The organism is Pseudidiomarina mangrovi (assembly GCF_003999375.1).
Lineage (GTDB): Bacteria > Pseudomonadota > Gammaproteobacteria > Enterobacterales > Alteromonadaceae > Pseudidiomarina > Pseudidiomarina mangrovi.
Genome location: NZ_RJLC01000017.1, coordinates 301,843 through 322,325, shown reverse-complemented (window position 1 = coordinate 322,325; position 20,483 = coordinate 301,843). Strand labels below are relative to the sequence as shown.

Annotated in this window: 13 protein-coding genes; all 13 read right to left on the bottom strand. The window is 48.4% G+C overall.

What is annotated here, in order from left to right:
* Positions 1–3 precede the first annotated feature (3 nt).
* The 13 genes from EFO84_RS10825 to prc all read right to left on the bottom strand — a co-directional run bounded on the left by EFO84_RS10825 (position 4) and on the right by prc (position 20,482).
* Positions 4–1,500, bottom strand: coding sequence for an FHA domain-containing protein (locus EFO84_RS10825; RefSeq protein ID WP_127348072.1), 1,497 nt, complete (start codon positions 1,498–1,500; stop codon positions 4–6).
* Positions 1,497–2,282 carry a PP2C family protein-serine/threonine phosphatase gene (locus EFO84_RS10820; protein WP_127348071.1) on the bottom strand — a complete coding sequence of 262 codons (786 nt, stop codon included), beginning with the start codon at positions 2,280–2,282 and terminating at the stop codon, positions 1,497–1,499. The genes EFO84_RS10825 and EFO84_RS10820 overlap by 4 nt, the downstream gene beginning before the upstream one ends.
* Positions 2,283–2,287: 5 nt before the next feature.
* Positions 2,288–3,028: an FHA domain-containing protein gene (locus tag EFO84_RS10815; RefSeq protein ID WP_127348070.1), complete on the bottom strand. Its 741-nt coding sequence runs from the start codon at positions 3,026–3,028 to the stop codon at positions 2,288–2,290.
* Between the two features lie 14 nt (positions 3,029–3,042).
* Positions 3,043–3,858, bottom strand: a complete 816-nt coding sequence (locus EFO84_RS10810) for a MotA/TolQ/ExbB proton channel family protein (protein WP_127348069.1) — start codon at positions 3,856–3,858, stop codon at positions 3,043–3,045.
* Complete coding sequence (locus EFO84_RS10805; protein WP_127348068.1) at positions 3,855–4,148, bottom strand: FHA domain-containing protein; 294 nt, start codon at positions 4,146–4,148, stop codon at positions 3,855–3,857. The genes EFO84_RS10810 and EFO84_RS10805 overlap by 4 nt, the downstream gene beginning before the upstream one ends.
* Before the next feature lie 119 nt (positions 4,149–4,267).
* Positions 4,268–6,052, bottom strand: coding sequence for a bifunctional 2',3'-cyclic-nucleotide 2'-phosphodiesterase/3'-nucleotidase (locus EFO84_RS10800; protein WP_127348067.1), 1,785 nt, complete (start codon positions 6,050–6,052; stop codon positions 4,268–4,270).
* The gene (locus EFO84_RS10795; protein WP_127348066.1) at positions 6,052–6,606 is read right to left on the bottom strand and encodes a cell division protein ZapC domain-containing protein; all 555 of its coding nucleotides are present in this window, start codon (positions 6,604–6,606) and stop codon (positions 6,052–6,054) included. Before EFO84_RS10795 ends, EFO84_RS10800 begins: the two co-directional genes overlap by 1 nt.
* A 68-nt stretch (positions 6,607–6,674) precedes the next feature.
* Positions 6,675–7,682 carry a quinone-dependent dihydroorotate dehydrogenase gene (locus tag EFO84_RS10790; RefSeq protein ID WP_127348065.1) on the bottom strand — a complete coding sequence of 336 codons (1,008 nt, stop codon included), beginning with the start codon at positions 7,680–7,682 and terminating at the stop codon, positions 6,675–6,677.
* Positions 7,682–12,523, bottom strand: a complete 4,842-nt coding sequence (locus EFO84_RS10785; RefSeq protein WP_127348064.1) for an NAD-glutamate dehydrogenase — start codon at positions 12,521–12,523, stop codon at positions 7,682–7,684. The genes EFO84_RS10790 and EFO84_RS10785 overlap by 1 nt, the downstream gene beginning before the upstream one ends.
* A gap of 120 nt (positions 12,524–12,643) precedes the next feature.
* A complete protein-coding gene (gene pepN, locus EFO84_RS10780; protein ID WP_127348063.1) occupies positions 12,644–15,253 on the bottom strand; it encodes an aminopeptidase N in 2,610 nt (869 codons plus the stop codon).
* A gap of 2 nt (positions 15,254–15,255) precedes the next feature.
* Entirely contained in the window at positions 15,256–16,710 is a 1,455-nt protein-coding gene (nhaC, locus tag EFO84_RS10775) for a Na+/H+ antiporter NhaC (RefSeq protein WP_127348062.1), read from the bottom strand.
* Positions 16,711–16,795: 85 nt separating this feature from the next.
* Positions 16,796–18,298, bottom strand: a complete 1,503-nt coding sequence (locus EFO84_RS10770; RefSeq protein ID WP_127348061.1) for an alanine/glycine:cation symporter family protein — start codon at positions 18,296–18,298, stop codon at positions 16,796–16,798.
* A 108-nt stretch (positions 18,299–18,406) separates the two neighbouring features.
* Positions 18,407–20,482 carry a carboxy terminal-processing peptidase gene (gene prc / locus EFO84_RS10765; protein ID WP_205701976.1) on the bottom strand — a complete coding sequence of 692 codons (2,076 nt, stop codon included), beginning with the start codon at positions 20,480–20,482 and terminating at the stop codon, positions 18,407–18,409.
* Between the last annotated feature and the right edge of the window lies 1 nt (position 20,483).

Genomic DNA, 20,483 nt, shown 5'->3' with positions numbered 1-20,483 from the left:
CGCTTATAAAAAGGTCACAGTAAAGGTAAATGAACTTAACTTCAGCTGCGCGCCTTGTGTTAGCTCCACCGGCTGATGCGGGATCAATGCCTGATTATTAACCCAACTGCCATTTTGGCTCTTCAGATCCTCCACATAAACACGGTTATCACGCAGAATAATCTGCACATGTTTACGTGAAATTTCTGCCTCAGCGAGGGCATAATCAACTTGGGTGCTCTCTCGCCCAATAACTTGTACACCCTGCTGCGCTAACGCTTTACCGCTTATTTTGATGCGCGCAGTACGGCCGTCGCTGGCAACACCATCCAATAGAATGTCGTTGAAGGTGCGGTGCAGCTGCTGCAGTTCAGCCGATAACTGCTGCTTTTCATGCTCTAAGCCGCTGGCTTCACGTTGCTTTTGCTGGAGCTGTTGCTCGCGCTCGGCGATCGCGGCGCGGCGTTTACGAAGAACCATCAGGAAAATAATCAAACCAATCAAGAAGACCGCTGCAGCGCCTGCCGCTAAATAGATCTTTTGCTGGTCACCCAGTTGCTTGGCTTCCTCAGCTGATTTTTTCTCTTGTTCTAAACGTTCGATATCTTCGTTAACTTTTTCCCGATCTTTCTCTAATTGCTCTAATTCTAAGCGTGCCTTTTCGAGTTCCTCAGCGGTCTTTTTGGCGACATCGTCCGCTTCAGTTTTTGCTTTTTCTAATTCTAAACGTTGTTTTTCTAACTCTGCTTCAGCTTCTTTCTTAGCCGCTTCTAATTTTTCTTGCGCTTCTTTATCGGCCTGTTCTAACTCTTTTTGTGCCTCTTCTACTTTTTTGCGTGCCTCTTCAGCATTTTTCTCGGCCAGCTCAATATCAGACAAGCAGACATCGGTGGCGACGGTGTAGCTTACTTTGCCGGCATCCAATACCGACTTTAACTGCGCGGTTCCAGTCGCATAAGCGAATATTTCCGGTAAATTCATGCGGCTGAATACACCCGATTCGTAAACACTGATACCCAATAATTCGCCACAGTTGTTGACTAGCGGTGCCGCCCACTGTTTATCGGTGTAGCGCATGGTATGCACGTAGAGTGGCCCTACCGCTAAATCTTTTTTGGGCTCGTAACGCTGAACAACTGAATCCGATTGACTACCACCCAATAACAAGCTTATCTGGCGAGTCGGACCTTGTGGATTCAACGCAATAGTCACCGCTTTGCCGTTAACGCTGCTTGCGGTTAACACGGCAAGGCGATTTTGCTTATCGACAAAACTGACGGTAGCCAGCACTTTCGCTACCGGAGTAACCGACGAATCCAATAAGAAAATTTTATCCGCGCCCGAAACTAGTTCGGCATCGGTGACAAACTGAGTATCATTTACCTTGGTCGCCAATGCTTCAATGATACGGCTATTGCCACGCTCAATATGCATAGCATAGACATAATCGGCCTTCGCGTGAGGCGCGATGAATAAGCTGCTGGCCAGCATAGTTAAGGCAAAGGTAGGGCTAATTTTCATGCTACAGGTCCTTGTTCCGTTTCCGCTGCGGCTGGTTGACTAAACTTCAGCACCATAACCGTCGCATTATCTTGGTAAGCTCGGTCTAAGTGTTCGACAAAGGCAATAATTTGTTCGGCAATGGTCTGCACCGAATGGTCCACCACCAACGTTGTACATAAGGTTAATAAATCATCTTCAGCGATAGTTTCTACACCATCACTGGCCACCAATAAAAGATCGTCTGATTGCAGTGTTAAGTGATTCACATCGATACTTTCAATGTTAAACCCCATGACTGCCGAGGTTAGCTGGTTACGTTGCGGATGCACGGCAATGTCTTCTTCAGCCATCATTCCGGCTGCTACCAATTGCTGTAATTCAGCCTTCTTTGAATGGTCTTGATTAATGCGAGTAATACGATTGCCGCGCAGCAGCCATAGCGGACTATCTCCGACGCTAGCCCAGTAAAGATGCTCACCGGTAAAGGCCGTCGCAACCAGGGTTCCGCCCATGCCATGACAAGCTGGTTCCGCCTCAATATAACGAGCAATGTGTTCATTGGTGGCTAGCACACTATCATGCAAGCGCACATCGAGGTCGTCTTCTTCACTGGCACAAAAGCTGTCGGTAAAGCCTTTTAGTATTTCTTGGCTAGCAATTTCGCCGTGTACTGCGCCACCCATGCCATCAGATAGCACTGCCAAGGCAAAGCCATTTGGCCATACCATTTTGGCAATACCATCTTGTTGATAGTCGCGTTTGCCAATACTCTGTGCCCAGCCAATATCCAGCTGCAACATGCCAGTTAACTCCAACTAAATTGGCTATCACAAAACGCAACGAAACGAAGCGTTGTCGCACCAACCTTCACCACGTCGCCGGTTTTTAGCAACATCTGACTGCCAATAATTTGTCCGTTCAGCCGGTTTAAGCTGGAGCCATTCCCTGGAGCCACGTAAAAATCACGAGTTTCATCGTCAAATAACACCAATAATTGCTGTTTGGAGGTAATGGTCGAATCGCCAAAATTTAAAGCGATACGCTCACTCGGTGACCGTGAAATGGCACTTTGTCCCGGCCCCACAGTGAGGCTTTTGCCTTTACCTGGACCATCAATGACCACAAACCAGCCGCAAACAAAGGTTTCGCTATCGCTGCCAGCTGATTTACCAAAATTAATCGTCGTTTTGGCTTCGTCAGCAACCGCTGCCTTATTCGCTTGATTAGGCCAACCACCGGCCGGTGGCTGAGTACCAGCCGGATCATGAGAGCTTGCTGGCGCATTGACTGGCCGCGTTGGTGGCTCAGGGGTAACCGCCATCTGCCCTGGGCGAATATCTGGCCGTGGTGCGGTGGCACCGCCAGCAATATGATTAAATAGATCCACCGCCGGTGGTTTAGTCGCAGCGCCATTGGGTTGCGTTGCGGCGGCTTCGCCGGCCCCTTTCGGCGGCACTGTACGCTCGCTGGCTTGACCTTTATCACGGTCACCATAACTTGTTGCTACTTCAATTGGCTTGCCATCTGGCCCTAAACGAAAACTCATGGTGCTACTCCTTACTATCTGGAATCTGTTGCGATAAGACGATTGACCAAGCGGTCGAGGCAGTACTGACCAATCAAGTTCAAGGCACGCTCTTCACGGCCTTGGGCAATATTCATACAAAATACCAGTGCTGCCGACATAATCAGCGCCACCAAGGTGGTATTGAAGGCAATGCCTAGCTTGATAGTGATCACCGCTACCCATGCTTTAATGGCATCCGAATCGGTAATATCTGGCATTTCACCGGCGCTCGATAGCGCCAACGCGATACCAACGACGGTACCGATAAAGCCAAGGGTTGGTATCAGCCATACCATGTAGCGAACCATATTATATTTGAGGTCTACTTCATGTTGCATGAGCTCTAACGACGAATTCATGAGGCCGTTCGCTTGGTCTGTACTTTGCGTGATTTGAAATTGCATGATGATGCGTTTGATCAAACGCTGAAGATAAAATTGCTGGCCAACCCGGTCACCTTGAATCATTTTATAAATCGGAACTAAATCTTTTGAACGGTACAATACGGCATCATCATCGCTAAGAAGGTTGCGGCTTAATTGCGAGAACTCCTGATTGCCGCGAAACCATCGTACCCAGATCTCGCCGCCACATATAAAGAAGAATAACCACATTAAATTCTGAATGGTGAACGGATAAATCGCTGCACTACGATCAAAGAGTACGTCCGCTAACACCAGTTCCGTACTATTCTCAGGTTGTGCCGAGGTGAACATGCCGCTGATCGCAATCACGGTAATACCAAGAAAAGCAGAAGCCAGTAACACAATCAAGCGGTAATAGGATTCTTCTTTATCGAGATTGGTCATAACGACTCGCTCCTAGATCGAATTTGATAAGCGATGATAAGTTCCATCAGCCGTAATTTGGTTTTACCAATAACAATATAGTCATTGGCTGAAAGCGTAATCTGTTGAAATGGTTGCCACTGTTGGCCATCCCAAAAAAATGAACCATAGGCCGATTGCCGATCTTGCACCCGAATGGCGTTGACACTGTCAATGGTCAATAGCAAATGTTGCCGTGACACACTGGCATCGGCCACGACCACATCATTGGTTTGACTGCAACGCCCCACTGAAACGGTAAATTCCGGCATGATTGAACGCTTGTTAGTCCGTTAAATTTGTAAACTATGCTTAACTTTATAATGGATTGTGTAATAAATGCCAAATTGTAATACGAATAATTAACGTATTTGTGCGTTATTCGTTCGTTTTAGCAGTTATCGTCGGGACAAAGGGACCAATGTTCGATGATTTCATGAGGATATCCGGCGGCGTCAAAACTGCTCAAATACCAGCGCAATATATCGGGCAACTGATCAGGGCTTTGTAGCACAATGGTACTGCCGTCAAGATGAGGAAAACCACCGCCACCGCTAGACCGATAGCTATTGACCAACACTAAAAACTGCTGATCAGCTGACACAGCTTGCTCTTTAACGTGTAAATGAGTAATACGCTGACCGATGGGTTGGCGAGGATCGATGCGATAACTGAGGCCCATTACATGATCGAAATTGTAGTGCGGTACACTACCGTTAACCCACGACCACGGCTGCTTCGGATTCTCGCTGCTGACAAAAGCGTTAGCACTGGCTTCGAGCCAATCCTTGAGCTGTTGCCCGCTCAATTTAACCACATCGAGACTATTCGGATAGCGATACAAATCAGCTATTTGCCCCAAACTCACCTGCCCCGCACTAATTTCGGTGTAGGCTTCGTTGCTATCGGCGGCAGCATCAAACGGCGCTGCAGCACTTAATAACGGTAGATCAGCGTACTGCGCTGGCAGCTGCATACGCTGCTGTGCGTACCATAATTGTGCCCGTTGCACGAATTGTACCCCACTACTCGGTGCCAGTCGCGCAGTGGCATAGCTCAGCGGCTGTTGCGTAACGCCAACCGGTTGCTGGACATACTGTTGGGTAGCATTGTGAGCTTGTTGTAGCTGTTGCAGCAGTTGAGTATCAAGCTGCTTTGCGTCGCTGGCGAGTGCTTGCACAGAGAAGTCCACGACTTTCCAGCCATCGTTAACGGCTTCCAGCGTGAGGTCGATTTGCCCAACATGAGAGCCACCATACCCCGGTGATACTGCTGGCACACCATAAATGGTGCCACGCTGGTCATCGGCAGCGCTGATATGGGTATAGCTGCCGGCACCCGGAAAAACTTGATGTTGATGGCCAAATACAATGGCATCAACATGTTCAAGTTGCGCCAATTTATCAACCACTTGCTCGGTATTATTGGCACCATGGGTAGGTCGAGGGAGACCACTATGGGCGGCTATGATAATCACATCGGCGTTCGCGGCACGTGCCTCAGCGATACCTTTAGCGGTAGCGCTGACCATATCACTGGCGATTACGCGATCAATCAGCAATTTGGCATCCCACTGCATAATTTGCGGCGGTACCACACCAATTACGGCTATCTTTAGAAGCCGTGATTGCCCTGCGCTATCAACAAAGTCGCGTTGTAGCATCACCCATGGCTGCACACGCTCACGCAAAGCCAACGGCGCACTGTCGGTAAACGCTATATTGCTGCTGAGCAATGGAAACTGCGCCTGTTGATAGGCCAAATACAGATTATCTAAGCCAAAATTAAACTCGTGATTACCCAAGTTGGCAACATCATAACGCAAGCTATTGAGGGCCGTGATAATCGCATGACCGTTTTCATCTGCAGCGCTTATAGCCCAGTCAGCAAGGGGATCGCCCTGGATTAAGTCGCCGTTATCAATGAGGATGGTATTAGCTTGCTGCGCACGCGCTTTAGCAATCACAGCGGCAGCATGAACCAAACTAGGCTGACCATCATCACGTGCCGAAAAATAATTATAACCGGTCAGTTTACCGTGAATGTCACTGGTATGAAGAATACGCACTGTGAGTGTGGTAGGGTCAGCTGGAGCCGCTGCGTCAGTGCAAGCAGCCATAGTTAACAGCGCCGCAATACAGATTGCCCAGCCAGAACTGCGGATGCCACCATTCATTATGCCAACCGCAATAATACGCTATCGGCAGACAGACTGCCCATGGCTGCCGACGGTTGAAGGCGGTTGTTAAGCACCTTGATGACATCAAACTGGTGTAATGTTTTGATCTCGGATAGCGCCATACTGGCATCGAGCAGCATACATTCACTCACGTCATCACTATGATTGATCAGCACAAAGGTTGCACTAGCCAAACCTGAGTTCAGTTCGACCAGACTACCGAGTTGTAAGGGATACTGAATGGCAGCTTCTTGTTGCTGAAAATACCAACTTTGCGGCATTTGCGGACGGCCAAAATGGCTCATAATCAGGTAGTTTAGGGTTGCCGCAACAATCACTTCAGAGGTTAATGCAGCGGAACTGGCAAGGGCTTCTGAAAACAGCTCAAAGGCCTCGGCATCGGCGACTGAAAAACTGGCATTCAGAGGCCCTAAAGGCACTAACCGAGAGGTTTTGTAGGGACAGATGTGCTGCTGCTGATGGTCCAGCAAAATTCGTAATTGCATATCATCTGGGTTAACCACCCAACGCCAGTTCTGAGATGCCTGCACTAAAAGCCCTTTTTATAGTTTGAATGTGGGTTAAAAAGCGTCTTTACAATAATAAAAAATGGCTCGACTTACAAGCCGTTAACAATCTCTTTGACCAGTGCGGGGCCGCGATAAATAAAGCCAGTATAGAGCTGAACTAATTTTGCCCCAGCAGCAAATTTTTGCTGTGCCGCAGCCAGACTATCAATACCACCTACAGCGACAATAGGAATTTGTTCGCCTAATAATTGATAGAGTTCTGCTACCACACGGGTGCTTGCCTCAGCTAACACGGCACCACTTAAGCCCCCCGCTTCATCTGCATGAGGCAACCCCTGCACCGCATCACGCGATAATGTGGTATTGGTTGCAATGACGCCATCGATACCATGCTTCAACAGTGCGTTGGCGATATCGCGGATACCGTCGCTGGTTAAATCGGGCGCTATTTTTACCGCTAAGGGTACATAACGGTTATGTTCTCGTTGCAATATCGCCTGCTCGGCTTTTAATGCCGCCAACAATTTATCGAGCGCATCACCGTGCTGAAATGCACGTAACCCTGGGGTGTTGGGTGACGAGATATTCACGGTGATATAACTCGCGAAACGGTAAACCTTGCGCATGCAATGCAGGTAATCATCAATGGCATGCTCATCGGCAGTATCTTTATTTTTGCCGATATTAATGCCTAACACACCCTTGAAGTTGGCGCGTTGGACTTGTTCGACTAAATAATCGACGCCATGATTATTAAACCCCATGCGGTTAATCAGCGCCTGTTTGGTGGGGATGCGAAACATGCGTGGCTTGGCGTTACCTAACTGCGGGCGCGGTGTTACCGTGCCGACCTCGATAAAACCAAAGCCCATTTGCGCAAATGCAGTTATACAATCGGCATTTTTATCCAACCCCGCGGCTAACCCGACTGGATTGGGAAACTCAATGCCCATCACCTGCACTGGTTTGCTGACCACCCGCTGTCGCCATGCGAGCGACAACGGGGTACGTGCATAGCGCTTGAGCAAGGCCATAGTAAAATCATGAGATTGCTCAGCGTCTTGCCGAAATAACCACTGTCGGACTAAAGCGTACATTAGTTCAAAATCGACGTGCAGTTATGGTTTAACAAGGTCAATTCACGCAACGTCACCGAGAATTTAGCAAACTCAGGGGTTTTCGTAGTACGGAAATCGTTCACCATCTGTAACCAACGGTCGATATAACTCGCGTTACGGGCAAACCATGCATCGAGAATTTCAACCGCGTCGGTGGATTCATCACGATTACGTAACATACCCATGGTGATGGAACGTTGCTGCCAATCAAGCTCTTCACGGAACGCTGCGCGCGCCAGGGCTTGCCAATGGTTATCGACCGGTAAGCTGTTGATTTGCTCTAAGAACCAATGCAACTGCATACGCGCACCTAACTTGAAGTAGGCTTCGGCAACCAAACGCACCGAGCGCTCACTGGTATGCACGATATCGGCGATATCCATTGCTGAGAATACGGTGCTTAGGATGCCGATTTTTGCCGCTAAGGCTTCTGGAACGCCCTGTTTGATCAGTTTATCAATGGCTTGCTCAATACCTTTGCGTTCTTCTGGCACCACGTAATTCAGGGCATTTTTGCGCAGGTCATCAAAGCTTTCTTTATAGAAATCTAAGTAGTCTTGAATCGATTTCAATTGTGGATTGCGATGACGCAAGAACCAGCGTGTTGCGCGACGCACAACGCGACGGATCAGGAACAGCATCTGATTTTGTACTGCCGCTGGAATGACATTATTGCCGGCCTCGATTTCTTCCATCAATGACCGCAAGTTCAAGCATTCGCGGGCAACAACATAAGCATTAGCGACTTCGGCAACACTGGCACCCGTGGCGTCCTGCTTGCGATAGACAAAGTTCGGGCCCATATCATTGACGATATTATTCGCCAACCGAGTAGCAATAATCTGGCCGCGTAACGGGTGCGACTCCATGGCCTCGGCAAAACGTGCCTGCAACGGTTTCGGGAAGGCGTTGATCAATGAGCGCGCATGGAATGGATCAGACAATACGGCATCATCTAACAGCTGATCTTTCAGTACCATTTTGCCATAGGCGGTGATCACCGCAATTTCAGGGCGTGTTAAGCCTTTACCTTGCGCCTGGCGTTCGGCTAATTGGTCATCATCCGGCAAATATTCGAGGCTACGGTTCAACAAACCCTCGCGCTCTAAATGGTGAATAAAGCGCTGCATTTCTTTAATTTGGTCTGGGCCGCGTAAACAAGTTACTGAAATAGATTGTGATTGGCGGAAACAGTCGCGAATGACAATCTGCGCAACTTCATCAGTCATTTCATAGAGCAACTCATCGCGTTGCTTACGGGTAATATCGCCATTGGCCATCGAACCGTTCAGCAATATCTTGATATTCACTTCGTTATCTGAACAATCAACGCCACCCACGTTATCTATGGCATCGGTGTTGATGCGTCCACCACCTAACGCGTACTCAATACGACCTAATTGGGTAAAGCCTAAGTTACCGCCTTCGCCTACGATCTTGGCCCGTAGCTCGCTACCGTTGACCCGAACGGCGTCGTTGGCGCGGTCTCCCACGTCGCTATCACTTTCTTTACTGCTCTTCACGTAGGTACCGATACCACCGTTCCACAGTAAGTCGACCGGCATTGCCAAAATGGCACGAATGAGCTCGTTGGGGGTCATCGACTTTTTCGGTGAGCCGAATAATTTCTTCATTTCTGGGGTCAGCTCAATGGCTTTGGCAGAACGCAGGAAAATACCACCACCACTAGAGATTAATTTACGATCATAGTCGTCCCAGCTTGAGCGCGGCATATCGAATAGGCGCTTGCGTTCAGCGAAACTGCTGGCCGCATCTGGCTCAGGGTCGATAAAAATATGCATATGGTTAAAGGCAGCGACTAAGCGCGTGTGCTTCGACAACAACATACCGTTACCGAATACGTCACCGGCCATATCACCAATGCCTGCTGCAGTGAAATCAGTGGTTTGACAATCAATGCCGATTTCACGGAAGTGACGCTTCACTGACTCCCAAGCACCGCGCGCGGTAATCGCCATTTTCTTATGGTCATAACCGACTGAGCCACCTGAAGCAAACGCATCTCCAAGCCAGAATTGATACTCGTTAGAGATACCATTGGCGATATCAGAGAAAGTCGCAGTACCTTTATCAGCGGCAACCACTAAATACGGGTCATCCTCATCATGACGCACCACGTGCTCGGGTGGCACAATCTCGCCGTTAACAATGTTATCGGTGATATCGAGTAAGGCACGAATAAAGGTACGATAGCAGGCTTTACCTTCTTCAAAGAACGCTTCGCGCTCATCAGGCAGGTGCTTACAGAAGAAACCACCTTTAGCCCCAACCGGAACAATGACTGTATTTTTAACCTGTTGTGCTTTCACTAAGCCCAATACTTCAGTACGGAAGTCTTCACGACGATCTGACCAACGTAATCCGCCGCGCGCTACTTTACCGCCGCGCAGGTGAACACCTTCGACCCGCGGTGAGTACACGAAGATTTCGAACTTCGGTAACGGCAACGGCATTTCTGGAATCAGTTCAGGGATATATTTCACCGAAATATAAGGTTTTTCATTGCCATGCTGATCAGGTTGGAAAAAGTTGGTACGTTGCGCGGCCAGAATTAATTCCACATAACGACGAATGATTCGATCGTCATCAAGGTTCGCGACGTTCTCTAATTCAGCGCCAATACGTACTTCTAACGCTTCGATTTTCTTATTGCGGTTCTTCGTGGCAGGTTCAAATTTGGTGTAGAACAGCTTCACGATCAATTTGGCAATCAATGGATACTTAGCGAACGCGCTCTCAATGTAACTCTGACTAAACGTTGAGCCAATTTGCCGCATGTATTTGGCAAACATACGCAAAATAACCACTTGGCGACCGTTTAATCCGGCACTAAGTACCAGCTTGTTAAAACCGTCGTCTTCGTAGTGTCCCTGCCAAACCTTGGCAAAAGCATCTTGGAATACATCACGAATATCTTCCAGATTTAACTTGCTGCTGTTATGCAACATCTGGAAATCAAGGATCCAATTTAATTGACCGTCAGTGGTTTTAATCTGATAAGGACTTTCACCGATAATACGCAAGCCAAAGTTTTCCAACATCGGCAACACATCAGATAAATGAATCGGTTCGTCTTTGTGAAATAGCTTCAAGCGAATTTTTTTGCTGCTTTCGTTCTCTTCACGCGAGCGATAGAACAACATCCCTAACTTGTGCTCACCATCAAGCGCTTCAAGTTGCTGTAAGTCTGCAATTGCTACCGATGGCAATACTTCTTCTTTATAGGCCCGTGGGAACGCATTGTGATACTGCTTACTCAACTCGTTGGCACGTGCTTCACCAAAGGTGCTGCGTAAAATACGTTCAAAATTATCTTCCCAGGTACGGGCCGCTTCAATCAAATTTTGCTCGAGTTCTTTCACGTCGATATCCTGTACTTGGTTACCTAAACGCACGGTGTAATGGGTGCGGGCCAGCGATGATTCGGAAAAATAAGTGGTAAAGTCGACATCAGCAGCGCTCGCAAAGGTGTTGGCGAGTACCTGTTGGGTCTTTTGCCGCAGTAAGGTGTTGTAGCGCTCTTTCGGCACGTAAACCATACACGATGCAAAGCGACCAAAAATATCACGGCGCACAAACACGCGGGTCATGTCGCGTTCTTGCATCTGCAATACACCTAACCCGACTTCGAGCAAATCAGCTTCATTAGCTTGCACAATCTCATCGCGTGGGTAGGTTTCTAAAATGTTTAATAGGGCCTTTGAGGCGTGCGAGCGTGGCGCAAAACCCGAGGCATCCATGACCCGCTGAACTTTTTCGCCTACTAACGGCACATCACGGGTGCTGTTGTTATAGAAGCTACTAGCGTATAGGCCAATGAAGCGGTCTTCGCCGATCACTCTACCCTTTTTGTCAAAGCGCTTCACACCGATGTAGTCGGCATAGGCTGGGCGATGAACCCGTGCCTTGCTGTTGGTTTTGGTGACCATTAACAGGTTGTCGTCAAAGGTCAATTCGCGGGTGATTTCAGGTAACGATGACACTAAGCGCTCTTTATTATTAGCCGAACGGCGCATCAGGCCTAAGCTTGAGTCTGCTTGCTGGCGAATCACATAGTCGCCTTCAACCGCGGCCAAGTCATAGCGGCGATAGCCTAACAACATGAAGTTGTCTTGCGCTAACCAATGCAAAAACCGCTGACTTTCTTCAAGTTTTGCCGCATCGCCGGGGTATTTGATATCACTCAATTGTGCTGCCACGTCGAGCATCTTTTGACGCATTGCCTGCCAGTCGGTAACCGCTAAGGTGACTTCTTCCATCACTGATTGCAGTTCTTTTTTCAGGCTATCGATGGCTTCTTTGCTCGACTGGCGATCCACTTCCACCAAAAATACCGTGTCGACCTCGTTATCGCCCCGGGTTCCAGCACGCAATAATTCAGTAATACGACCCTGACTATCGCGCTTGTGGCTGATTGGCAGATGCAGTAATTGATGGGAGTTGATACCCAACCGCGATAACGCCATGCGCACAGAATCGACCATAAACGGCATATCAAACTGGATAATTTCAATAATGGTATGCGCCGACTCCCAGCCATGGCGGGCCACGTCTGGATTGTAGACTTTGATAAGTGCTTTGTTACCGGACTTGTATTCGTTGAAGCTGTGCCAAAGCCCCATCACCGCACCATACATGTCACTGTCGTTTCGCAGAGCCAGTTCATCCGGTGAGATGTTCTTAAATAACCTCATCGCAAAGTCACGGATAATATCGGCTCGATCAGTCGCACGTTGTGTGATGAGATCGGCTACCTTCTGCAAAACCACTGGGATCTGGCCTTCGCCAAACGCGTTCATGCTAGTGTCCTTGTAACCAATTAAGAGAGAGCGCCTCTATTGTCGGACATTTAGCTACGCTATTCAATGCTTAAAAAGCGTAAAGGATAGTGTTCAGACCACGAATTTCGCGGCCTGAACCTAATTCAGGCTGGCGTTGATCTTTTCTTCCAAATCGGCAGCTAAATTCGGCAGCTGACGTAACTCAGTAAGCAACTGTCGCAGCAATTGTTGGCGTTCATTGGAAAACCGTTGCCACTGCGTTAGCGGCGTGATCAACCTTGCTGCTACTTGCGGATTACTACTATTTAATTGCTTGATAGCGGCGGTAAAAATGCGATAGCCAGCACCATCTTGACGGTGAAAACTGACCAAATTACGACCAAAGGTGGCTAGCAGTGCGTAAACCCGATTCGGGTTAGCGAGAGTAAACAATGGATGCTGCAACAACTGCTCTACCCGCTCGACGGTTTCTGCCGCTGGCACTTGTGCTTGCACCGCAAACCATTTATCCATCACCAACGGTTGCTGCTGCCATTGTTCGGCAAATTCAGTCAACAGCTGCGCGGCAATCGGCAATTGTAAGTGCACCGCAGTTTGCAGCGCGGCATATTGATCGGTGAGGTTATCGGCTTGCTGATAATGCCTCATCACTCGTTGCCAGGTGGCGGCATCATTCGGTGCGGCCGCACTTAGATAATACAAAGCTAAATTGCTCAAGCTGCGCGCCGCAATAGCCTCAGCGCTCAATTGATACTGAGCTTGCCGATACCGCACATATAACTGCGCACAGGGCGCGGCAATAGCATATGCAATGCTGTCGCGTAACTGCCGTGATACGACGGCGATTTGTTCAACCGGTATCAGCCCAGAACAATGTTCAGCGAGTTCTTCTGGGCTTGGTGGCACTAATGCCAAGGCCCGTAACGCTGGATCGATATCAGCACCACACAGCTGTTGTAGCGCGCTAACAGCTGCGTCACTAAGTTGTGGTGCGGTATTGTGCTGCAATGCTTCGAGTAGTAACTCGGTGTACAGTCGTTGCGCAGCTTCCCAGCGCGTTACCGGCTGCTTGGCATGGGCCAATAACACCAGTAAGTCAGCTTCGTGTTGCTGATACTCAAGCTTTACTGGCGCACTAAAATTCTCAAACAACGCCAGTACTGGGCGTTGCTCGCGACAAGTAATGGTGATCGTTTGCTGACGCTCACGCAACTCAAATAAATAACTTGCTGATTCATGCCTGACCAGTGCATCACTGTAAAGCGGCAACAACTCACCGTTAGCATCGTACGCGCTCAGTAACACCGGAATATGCTGCGGCTGCTTATCGGTTTGTCCCGGAGTTGCCGGTGTCTGTTGGGTAAAAGTCAGCGTAAAGCCCGTGGCTGTAGCCTGCTGTTCCACCTGCACATGCGGCGTTCCCGCTTGGCTATACCAGCGTCTAAATTGGCTTAAATCACGGTCATTAGCCTGCTCCATCGCGCGAATAAAATCTTCACAGGTGACCGCTTGGCCATCGTGGCGTTCGGTATACGCACGCATGCCACGCATAAAGCCCTGCTCGCCCAACAAGCAGTGCTGCATACGGATCACCTCAGCACCCTTGTTATAGACCGTAACGGTATAAAAATTATTCATTTCGACCACTTTATCTGGCCGAATAGGATGCGCCATGGGGCTGGCATCTTCATTGAATTGATGGCTTCGAATCACTTTGATGGCTTGAATACGGTGCACTGCCGGCGAACTCATATCGGCACTAAATTCTTGATCGCGGAACACCGTTAAGCCTTCTTTCAAGCTCAGCTGAAACCAGTCGCGACAGGTAATGCGGTTCCCGGTCCAATTATGAAAATATTCATGACCGATTACTGATTCGACGTTGATAAAATCCTGATCAGTTGCGGTTTTTGCATCAGCCAATACGTACTTAGAGTTAAAAATATTTAACCCTTTATTTTCCATGGCGCCCATGTTGAAGAAATCAACAGCGACAATCATGTAAATATCTAAGTCGTATTCATAACCAAAACGCTGCTCATCCCACCGCATAGCACGCTTGAGTGATTGCATTGCATAATGCGCCCGTTCAGCATTACCATGGTCCACATAAATTTGTAGCTGTACGGTACGCCCTGACTGGGTCACAAACACGTCATCAATGCGGTCAAAATCACCCGCCACTAAAGCAAATAAATAAGCGGGTTTGGGATGTGGATCATGCCATATCGCCATAGCGCGACCATCATCCAAATGCCGCTGCTCAATCAGGTTTCCATTACTCAATAAGTAGGGAAATTGCTTAGCATCGGCATAAATGGTGGTGGTGAAAACAGCCAAGACATCAGGGCGATCCAGATAATAGCTAATACGCCGGAAACCCTCGGCTTCACATTGCGTACAAAACGCTCCAGCAGATTTATACAGCCCTTCTAGCGCGCTATTCTCACTTGGGTTGATAACAGTTTCGACGCTTAGTACAAACTGCTCTGGTAGGTTCTGCAGCTGCAATAAGTTAGCGCTAAGCTGGTATTCATGCGGCTGCAACAAGTGACCGTCGAGCCACAGGTTGACTAACTGCACATGCTCACCGTTCAGTTGCAACGGCTGCTCGCTGACCCGGCGAATGTGCATGGTATTCAGCACGCGAGTAGCGCTATCATGCAAATGAAATTCTAGCTCGACGGTGTCAATCACATACGCCGGAGCGCGATAATCGCTCCGTAACTTAGCTACATGCTGGCTCATGGTTATACCGCTTCAGGGCGTCGCAAAATAGTTATACCGGTGTAGCCATAGAACAAGGCGATCAGTGGCGTTAACCAGTTAAAGAATGCATAGGGCGCGAATTCTAGCGGGCTCACGGCTAAGGTTGCCATCATAAACGCGCCACAGGTATTCCACGGGATCAGCGCTGAGGTGATGGTACCGCTATCTTCTAGAGTACGTGATAACACCCGCGGGTCGAGGCCACGATTTTCATATTGCTCGCGGAACATGCGGCCTGGAATCACAATCGCCATGTATTGGTCAGCAGTTAGCACGTTAGCACCAAAACAGGTAAATAACGTGGCCGCAATCAAGTCGCCGGTGCTTTTAATGAAACCGAGCAAACTTTGAATCATGCGTTCTAATAAGCCCAATTTTTCCATGATGGCGCCAAAGGTCATGGCACTTAAAATGATCCACATGGTATTGAGCATGGAGGACATACCGCCACCGCTGAGCAATTCATTTAACTCTGCAGAACCGGTTTTGATGGCGACACCGTCGGTCAGTGCACTCCATACCACCATAATGGTAGCAACGGCAGAGCTCTGCCCTTCAGCAATGGCGGTAATCAACTCTGGCTGAAATAGCACAGCCCATAGACCACCGAGCAAGGCGCCGAAGAATACCGATGGTAATGCTGGTTTACCACGTGCGGCCAAAAACAGCAGAACTAATAGAGGGACCAACATTTCCCAACCGATGTTATAGGTATTGTTGAGCTCTAGTTGCATGCGTTCAAGTTCTAGCGCATTAAAATTTGTGTCGGCATTCAGCCCCAGCAAAACAAATAGAATCAGCGCAATTAAAAACGCCGGACCGGCGGTATAGGCCATATAGCGAATATGTTGGAATAACTCACTGCCCGCCACAGCCGGCGCCAAGTTGGTGGTATCTGATAGCGGTGACATTTTATCGCCAAAATAGGCACCTGACACGACAGCTCCCGCGGTGATAGCCGGTGACATATCCATGCCAACGGCAATACCCATCAATGCAACACCAATGGTTGCTGCGGTGGTCCACGAACTACCAATGGCTAACGAAATAATGGCGCAGATAAGTGCTGAGGCAGCGTAAAACCAACTTGGGCTCAACAGTTCCAAGCCGAAATAAATCATGGTTGGCACGGTACCCGATAACAACCATGTACCAATTAATGAGCCTACCGCCAAAATGATCAACAAGGCACCCATGGCAACAGAGATGCCGGATTTAATGCCATCTTCGATGTCGGCCCAGGTGAAACGATTATAAAAACCAATCGCCATGGCCACGCCACTAGCGATCCAAAGTGCTATTTGATTCGGGCCATAGGATGAATCTTCACCATACAAAAATACCGATGCACTTAACAAGGCAATCAAAACAACAAGTGGGGTGAGTGCCTGCAACAGGCTTGGCGAACGCGTCACCGTGGGCGTTTCTGTATGCATCTTAGTTCTCTCAAAAAAATTAACCGGCGAATTCTAACACGCTGAAGGTTGGGGTAAAGCAAACTCTACCCCAACCCTATTCGCTCTATTTGTCAGTCTTCTGTTGCGCTTGCAAACGGCGTTCCCAGAAGGTGGCGTTTTTGATACCCAGTTTGACTGGATCAAAGGTGATAGGACCACCAGCTTTTTGTTGCTCTTCGTAATCTTTCAAGCAACGCATAGTCGGTTTGTACATGAAGAAAATAACTAAGATACCGATAATATTGATCCAAGCCATTAAGCCCACGCCAATATCACCAATACCCCAGATATAACCGGCACTATTCACTGTTCCGTAGGCCACCATTGCCATCAACAATACCTTAAACAGCATCAGTGGTAATTTACCTTTAAAAATACGGTTTAAGTAGGCCACGTTAGTTTCAGTGATGTAGTAGTAGGCCAAGATAGTGGTAAAGGCGAAAAAGAACAGTGCGATACCCACAAAAATTGGACCGAGGCTACCAAATACGCTTTGTAACGCTAACTGGGTAAATGCTGCTGAGCCAATTTCAGTATCGGCGGCAACGTTTTGTACAATGAACTGCCCTGCTGGTAACTCACCGACCACGTTATATTGCTGGGTAATCAAGATCATTAACGCCGTTGCAGTACAGACAAACAAGGTATCAATGTATACCGAGAATGCTTGCACTAAACCCTGTTGCGATGGGTGATCCACCTCAGCAGCAGCAGCGGCATGCGGACCAGAACCTTGACCCGCTTCATTCGAATAAATGCCGCGTTTAACACCCCAACCAATAGCCGCACCAAAACCGGCTTGCGCGGTGAAGGCATCGGACAGAATCAGCCAGAAAATATCACCGACTTTGTCGAGGTTGAGGAACACCACAATCAACGCCATCACAATATAACCAAGGGCCATAAACGGCACTACGATTTGGGTGAAATTGGCGATACGGCGAATGCCACCGAAAATGATGAAGGCTAAAACGATCAAAATCACTGCTAAAGCGACTAATTTATGCGTCCCTACTTCACCGAAGCTGGTCACCACCATGTTACCGTCACCAAAGATTTGCGTGACTGCATTACCCACCGCATTGGCTTGTACGCCAGGCAAGAAAATACCGCAACCGATGATCGCCGCAATTGCAAAGAGGATACCTAACCAACGCCAGCCTAACGCGCGTTCAAAATAATAGGCTGGACCACCGCGGTATTGACCGTCTTCTTCTACTTTATAGAGCTGACCTAGGGTTGATTCAACGTATGCGGTACTAGCGCCTAAAAAGGCGACCACCCACATCCAGAATACGGCACCCGGGCCACCAAAACCGATCGCTGCTGCTACCCCGGCAATGTTACCCACACCCACACGGCCGGATAATGACACTGCTAGTGCTTGGAAGGATGAAATACCTTTATCGGAATCATTGCTGCTGACCAGCAGCTTGAACATTTCTTTGAAATGACGAACTTGCCCGAAGCGCGTCAAAATGGAGTAGAAAAGACCGGCGCCTAAGCACAAGTAAATCAGCGCTTCGCTCCATACCCAATTATTTAAGGTACTGACTATTTCCTGCATAAAATGCCCCTGAATTATTGTTATCGTTGGTTTCAAGTTACCGCAGTAATCTGCCACAGCAGCCTTGGAATAGCCATAAAAAAACCGCCAAAGGCGGTTTTTTCGTGGTTAATTCATGGCAATTTTGTTTGCCTCAATAATGTCGAAGCCTAGTTTTACCGTCTCCTCGAGATACGGATCGTATTCGGGCAATTGACCAGTTACCTCATCCGTAAGCGCTTCGAGATCCTTCACCGGTTTCAGACCTAAGCGTTGTAAACGCTCGTTAGCTCGCTGCAACTTGCGCTCATTGTCTTCTTCTTCTTCCGCTTTACGTTCAGATAACACGAGGCTTAACCAGGTTTTATCTTTGTTCGCCTGATAGGTTTCAATGTCCTCAAGAATATAGACGAACTCAGGATTTTTCGGCACTCGGCTATCAAATTTCTGTTGCCACTCCGTTAATTTGGCGTCAGAGAATACGCCAACTTCTTTGTATGGTGCACGCTCAAGCTGATCCCATGGTAAGGCATTTTCTTGACTGCTTTCGCCAAACTCTTCGGCATCGGTGTAGGCTGGGTAAAGAATGTCCGGTGTCACCCCGCGCAACTGGGTACTGCCACCATTAATCCGGTAAAACTTGGCAATAGTATATTGCACACTACCAATCGGCTTCTCGAAGAAATCAAACCGCCGTGCTAGGCCACGATGCTGCTGCACGGTGCCTTTACCATAGGTATTCTCACCAACAATAACGGCGCGACCATAGTCTTGTAGCGCTGCAGCAAAGATTTCCGATGCCGACGCGCTATAGCGGTCAACCATCACCACAACGGGGCCCTTGTAATAGGTTTGCCCATCACGGTCACTATTAATTTCTTTGCGTCCGCCCGACTGAGCCACCTGCACTACCGGGCCTTGATCAATAAACAAGCCGGTCAGCGTAATCGCTTCACTGAGTGACCCACCGCCATTTCCACGCAAGTCAATAATTAAGCCTTCGACCTGTTCAGTCGTCATCTGGTCAATGAGCGCAACAACATCACTGGTGAGGTTGTTGTAGAAACCAGGAATGGTAATAACACCCATTTTACGACCGGCGTAATCACCCTCTTCAGGAGTTTTGACTTCGGCTTTGGCAGCACGGTCTTCTAACTTCACTTTGTCGCGAACAATTGCAACTTCGCGCGGCGCTGAACCGGCACCTTGATTAGCCTTAATGACTTGTAATCGTACGGTGGTGCCTTTTGGCCCTTTGATCAGTTCAACCACATCATCTAAGCGCCAACCCACTACATCGACGAATTCGGCCTTGGCATCATCACCTTGCCCTACGGCGACAATTTTATCATCTGGACCGAGAGCACCACTTTTATCAGCAGGGCCACCGGGTACCAGACTTTGGATCACGGTGTAATCATATTCAGCTTGCAGAACTGCACCGATGCCTTCCAGCGACAAATTCATATTTTGCTCAAAACGTTCAGCATTAGCTGGCGATAAGTAGCTGGTGTGAGCCTCTACGCTGCGAGCAAATGAATTCATGATGGTTTGAAAAACATCTTCGCTATTCGTTTGGGTAAGTCGCTTTAAGACGTTGTTGTAGCGTTTACCGAGGGTCTCGACCACTTCTTCCCAGCTCTTGCCGGTCATGGTCAAATTAAGTGCGTCATACTTGACCCGTTGTCGCCAAATTTCATTTAATTCTTCAACGCTGGTGGCCCATGGTGCGTCTTCACGATCGTAATAATACTTATCGTCAGCAAGCTCAAAATCAAAGGGTTTCTCAACGTCTAATAATGACAACGCATACACATAACGCTCAAAGCGACGTTGTAACACTTTGTCATGAATAGCATAGGCTGGTTTAAGTTTGCCGGAATTGATCATGTCATCAAATAAATGCCGGTATTCAACGGTCTGATCAATGTCACTTTGCAACAGAAATATCTTGCTGTAATCGAGCATTTCTAGATAACGCGCGAGAATTTGCTCGGACATCTCATTGTTAAGTTCAGCATTGGTAAAATGGTAACGGGTAAAATAACTGGTAACACGCTGACTGACTGTCCCATGCTGCGCTTCTGGCTCAAGTTTTGGCAACTCATCGAGTTGATGCACTGGCGGAATTGCATAGCTGTTGCTCCACAACAACAGGCCTAAGGCGCTCACCATGGCGCTATGAAGGGACAATTTTTTCAGCATT

Coding starts and splice junctions, on each gene's coding strand:
- EFO84_RS10825 (WP_127348072.1), bottom strand. CDS start 1,500: ATGAAAATTAGCCCTACCTTTGCCTTAACTATGCTGGCCAGCAGCTTA.
- EFO84_RS10820 (WP_127348071.1), bottom strand. CDS start 2,282: ATGTTGCAGCTGGATATTGGCTGGGCACAGAGTATTGGCAAACGCGAC.
- EFO84_RS10815 (WP_127348070.1), bottom strand. CDS start 3,028: ATGAGTTTTCGTTTAGGGCCAGATGGCAAGCCAATTGAAGTAGCAACA.
- EFO84_RS10810 (WP_127348069.1), bottom strand. CDS start 3,858: ATGACCAATCTCGATAAAGAAGAATCCTATTACCGCTTGATTGTGTTA.
- EFO84_RS10805 (WP_127348068.1), bottom strand. CDS start 4,148: ATGCCGGAATTTACCGTTTCAGTGGGGCGTTGCAGTCAAACCAATGAT.
- EFO84_RS10800 (WP_127348067.1), bottom strand. CDS start 6,052: ATGAATGGTGGCATCCGCAGTTCTGGCTGGGCAATCTGTATTGCGGCG.
- EFO84_RS10790 (WP_127348065.1), bottom strand. CDS start 7,682: ATGTACGCTTTAGTCCGACAGTGGTTATTTCGGCAAGACGCTGAGCAA.
- EFO84_RS10785 (WP_127348064.1), bottom strand. CDS start 12,523: ATGAACGCGTTTGGCGAAGGCCAGATCCCAGTGGTTTTGCAGAAGGTA.
- pepN (WP_127348063.1), bottom strand. CDS start 15,253: ATGAGCCAGCATGTAGCTAAGTTACGGAGCGATTATCGCGCTCCGGCG.
- nhaC (WP_127348062.1), bottom strand. CDS start 16,710: ATGCATACAGAAACGCCCACGGTGACGCGTTCGCCAAGCCTGTTGCAG.
- EFO84_RS10770 (WP_127348061.1), bottom strand. CDS start 18,298: ATGCAGGAAATAGTCAGTACCTTAAATAATTGGGTATGGAGCGAAGCG.
- prc (WP_205701976.1), bottom strand. CDS start 20,482: ATGCTGAAAAAATTGTCCCTTCATAGCGCCATGGTGAGCGCCTTAGGC.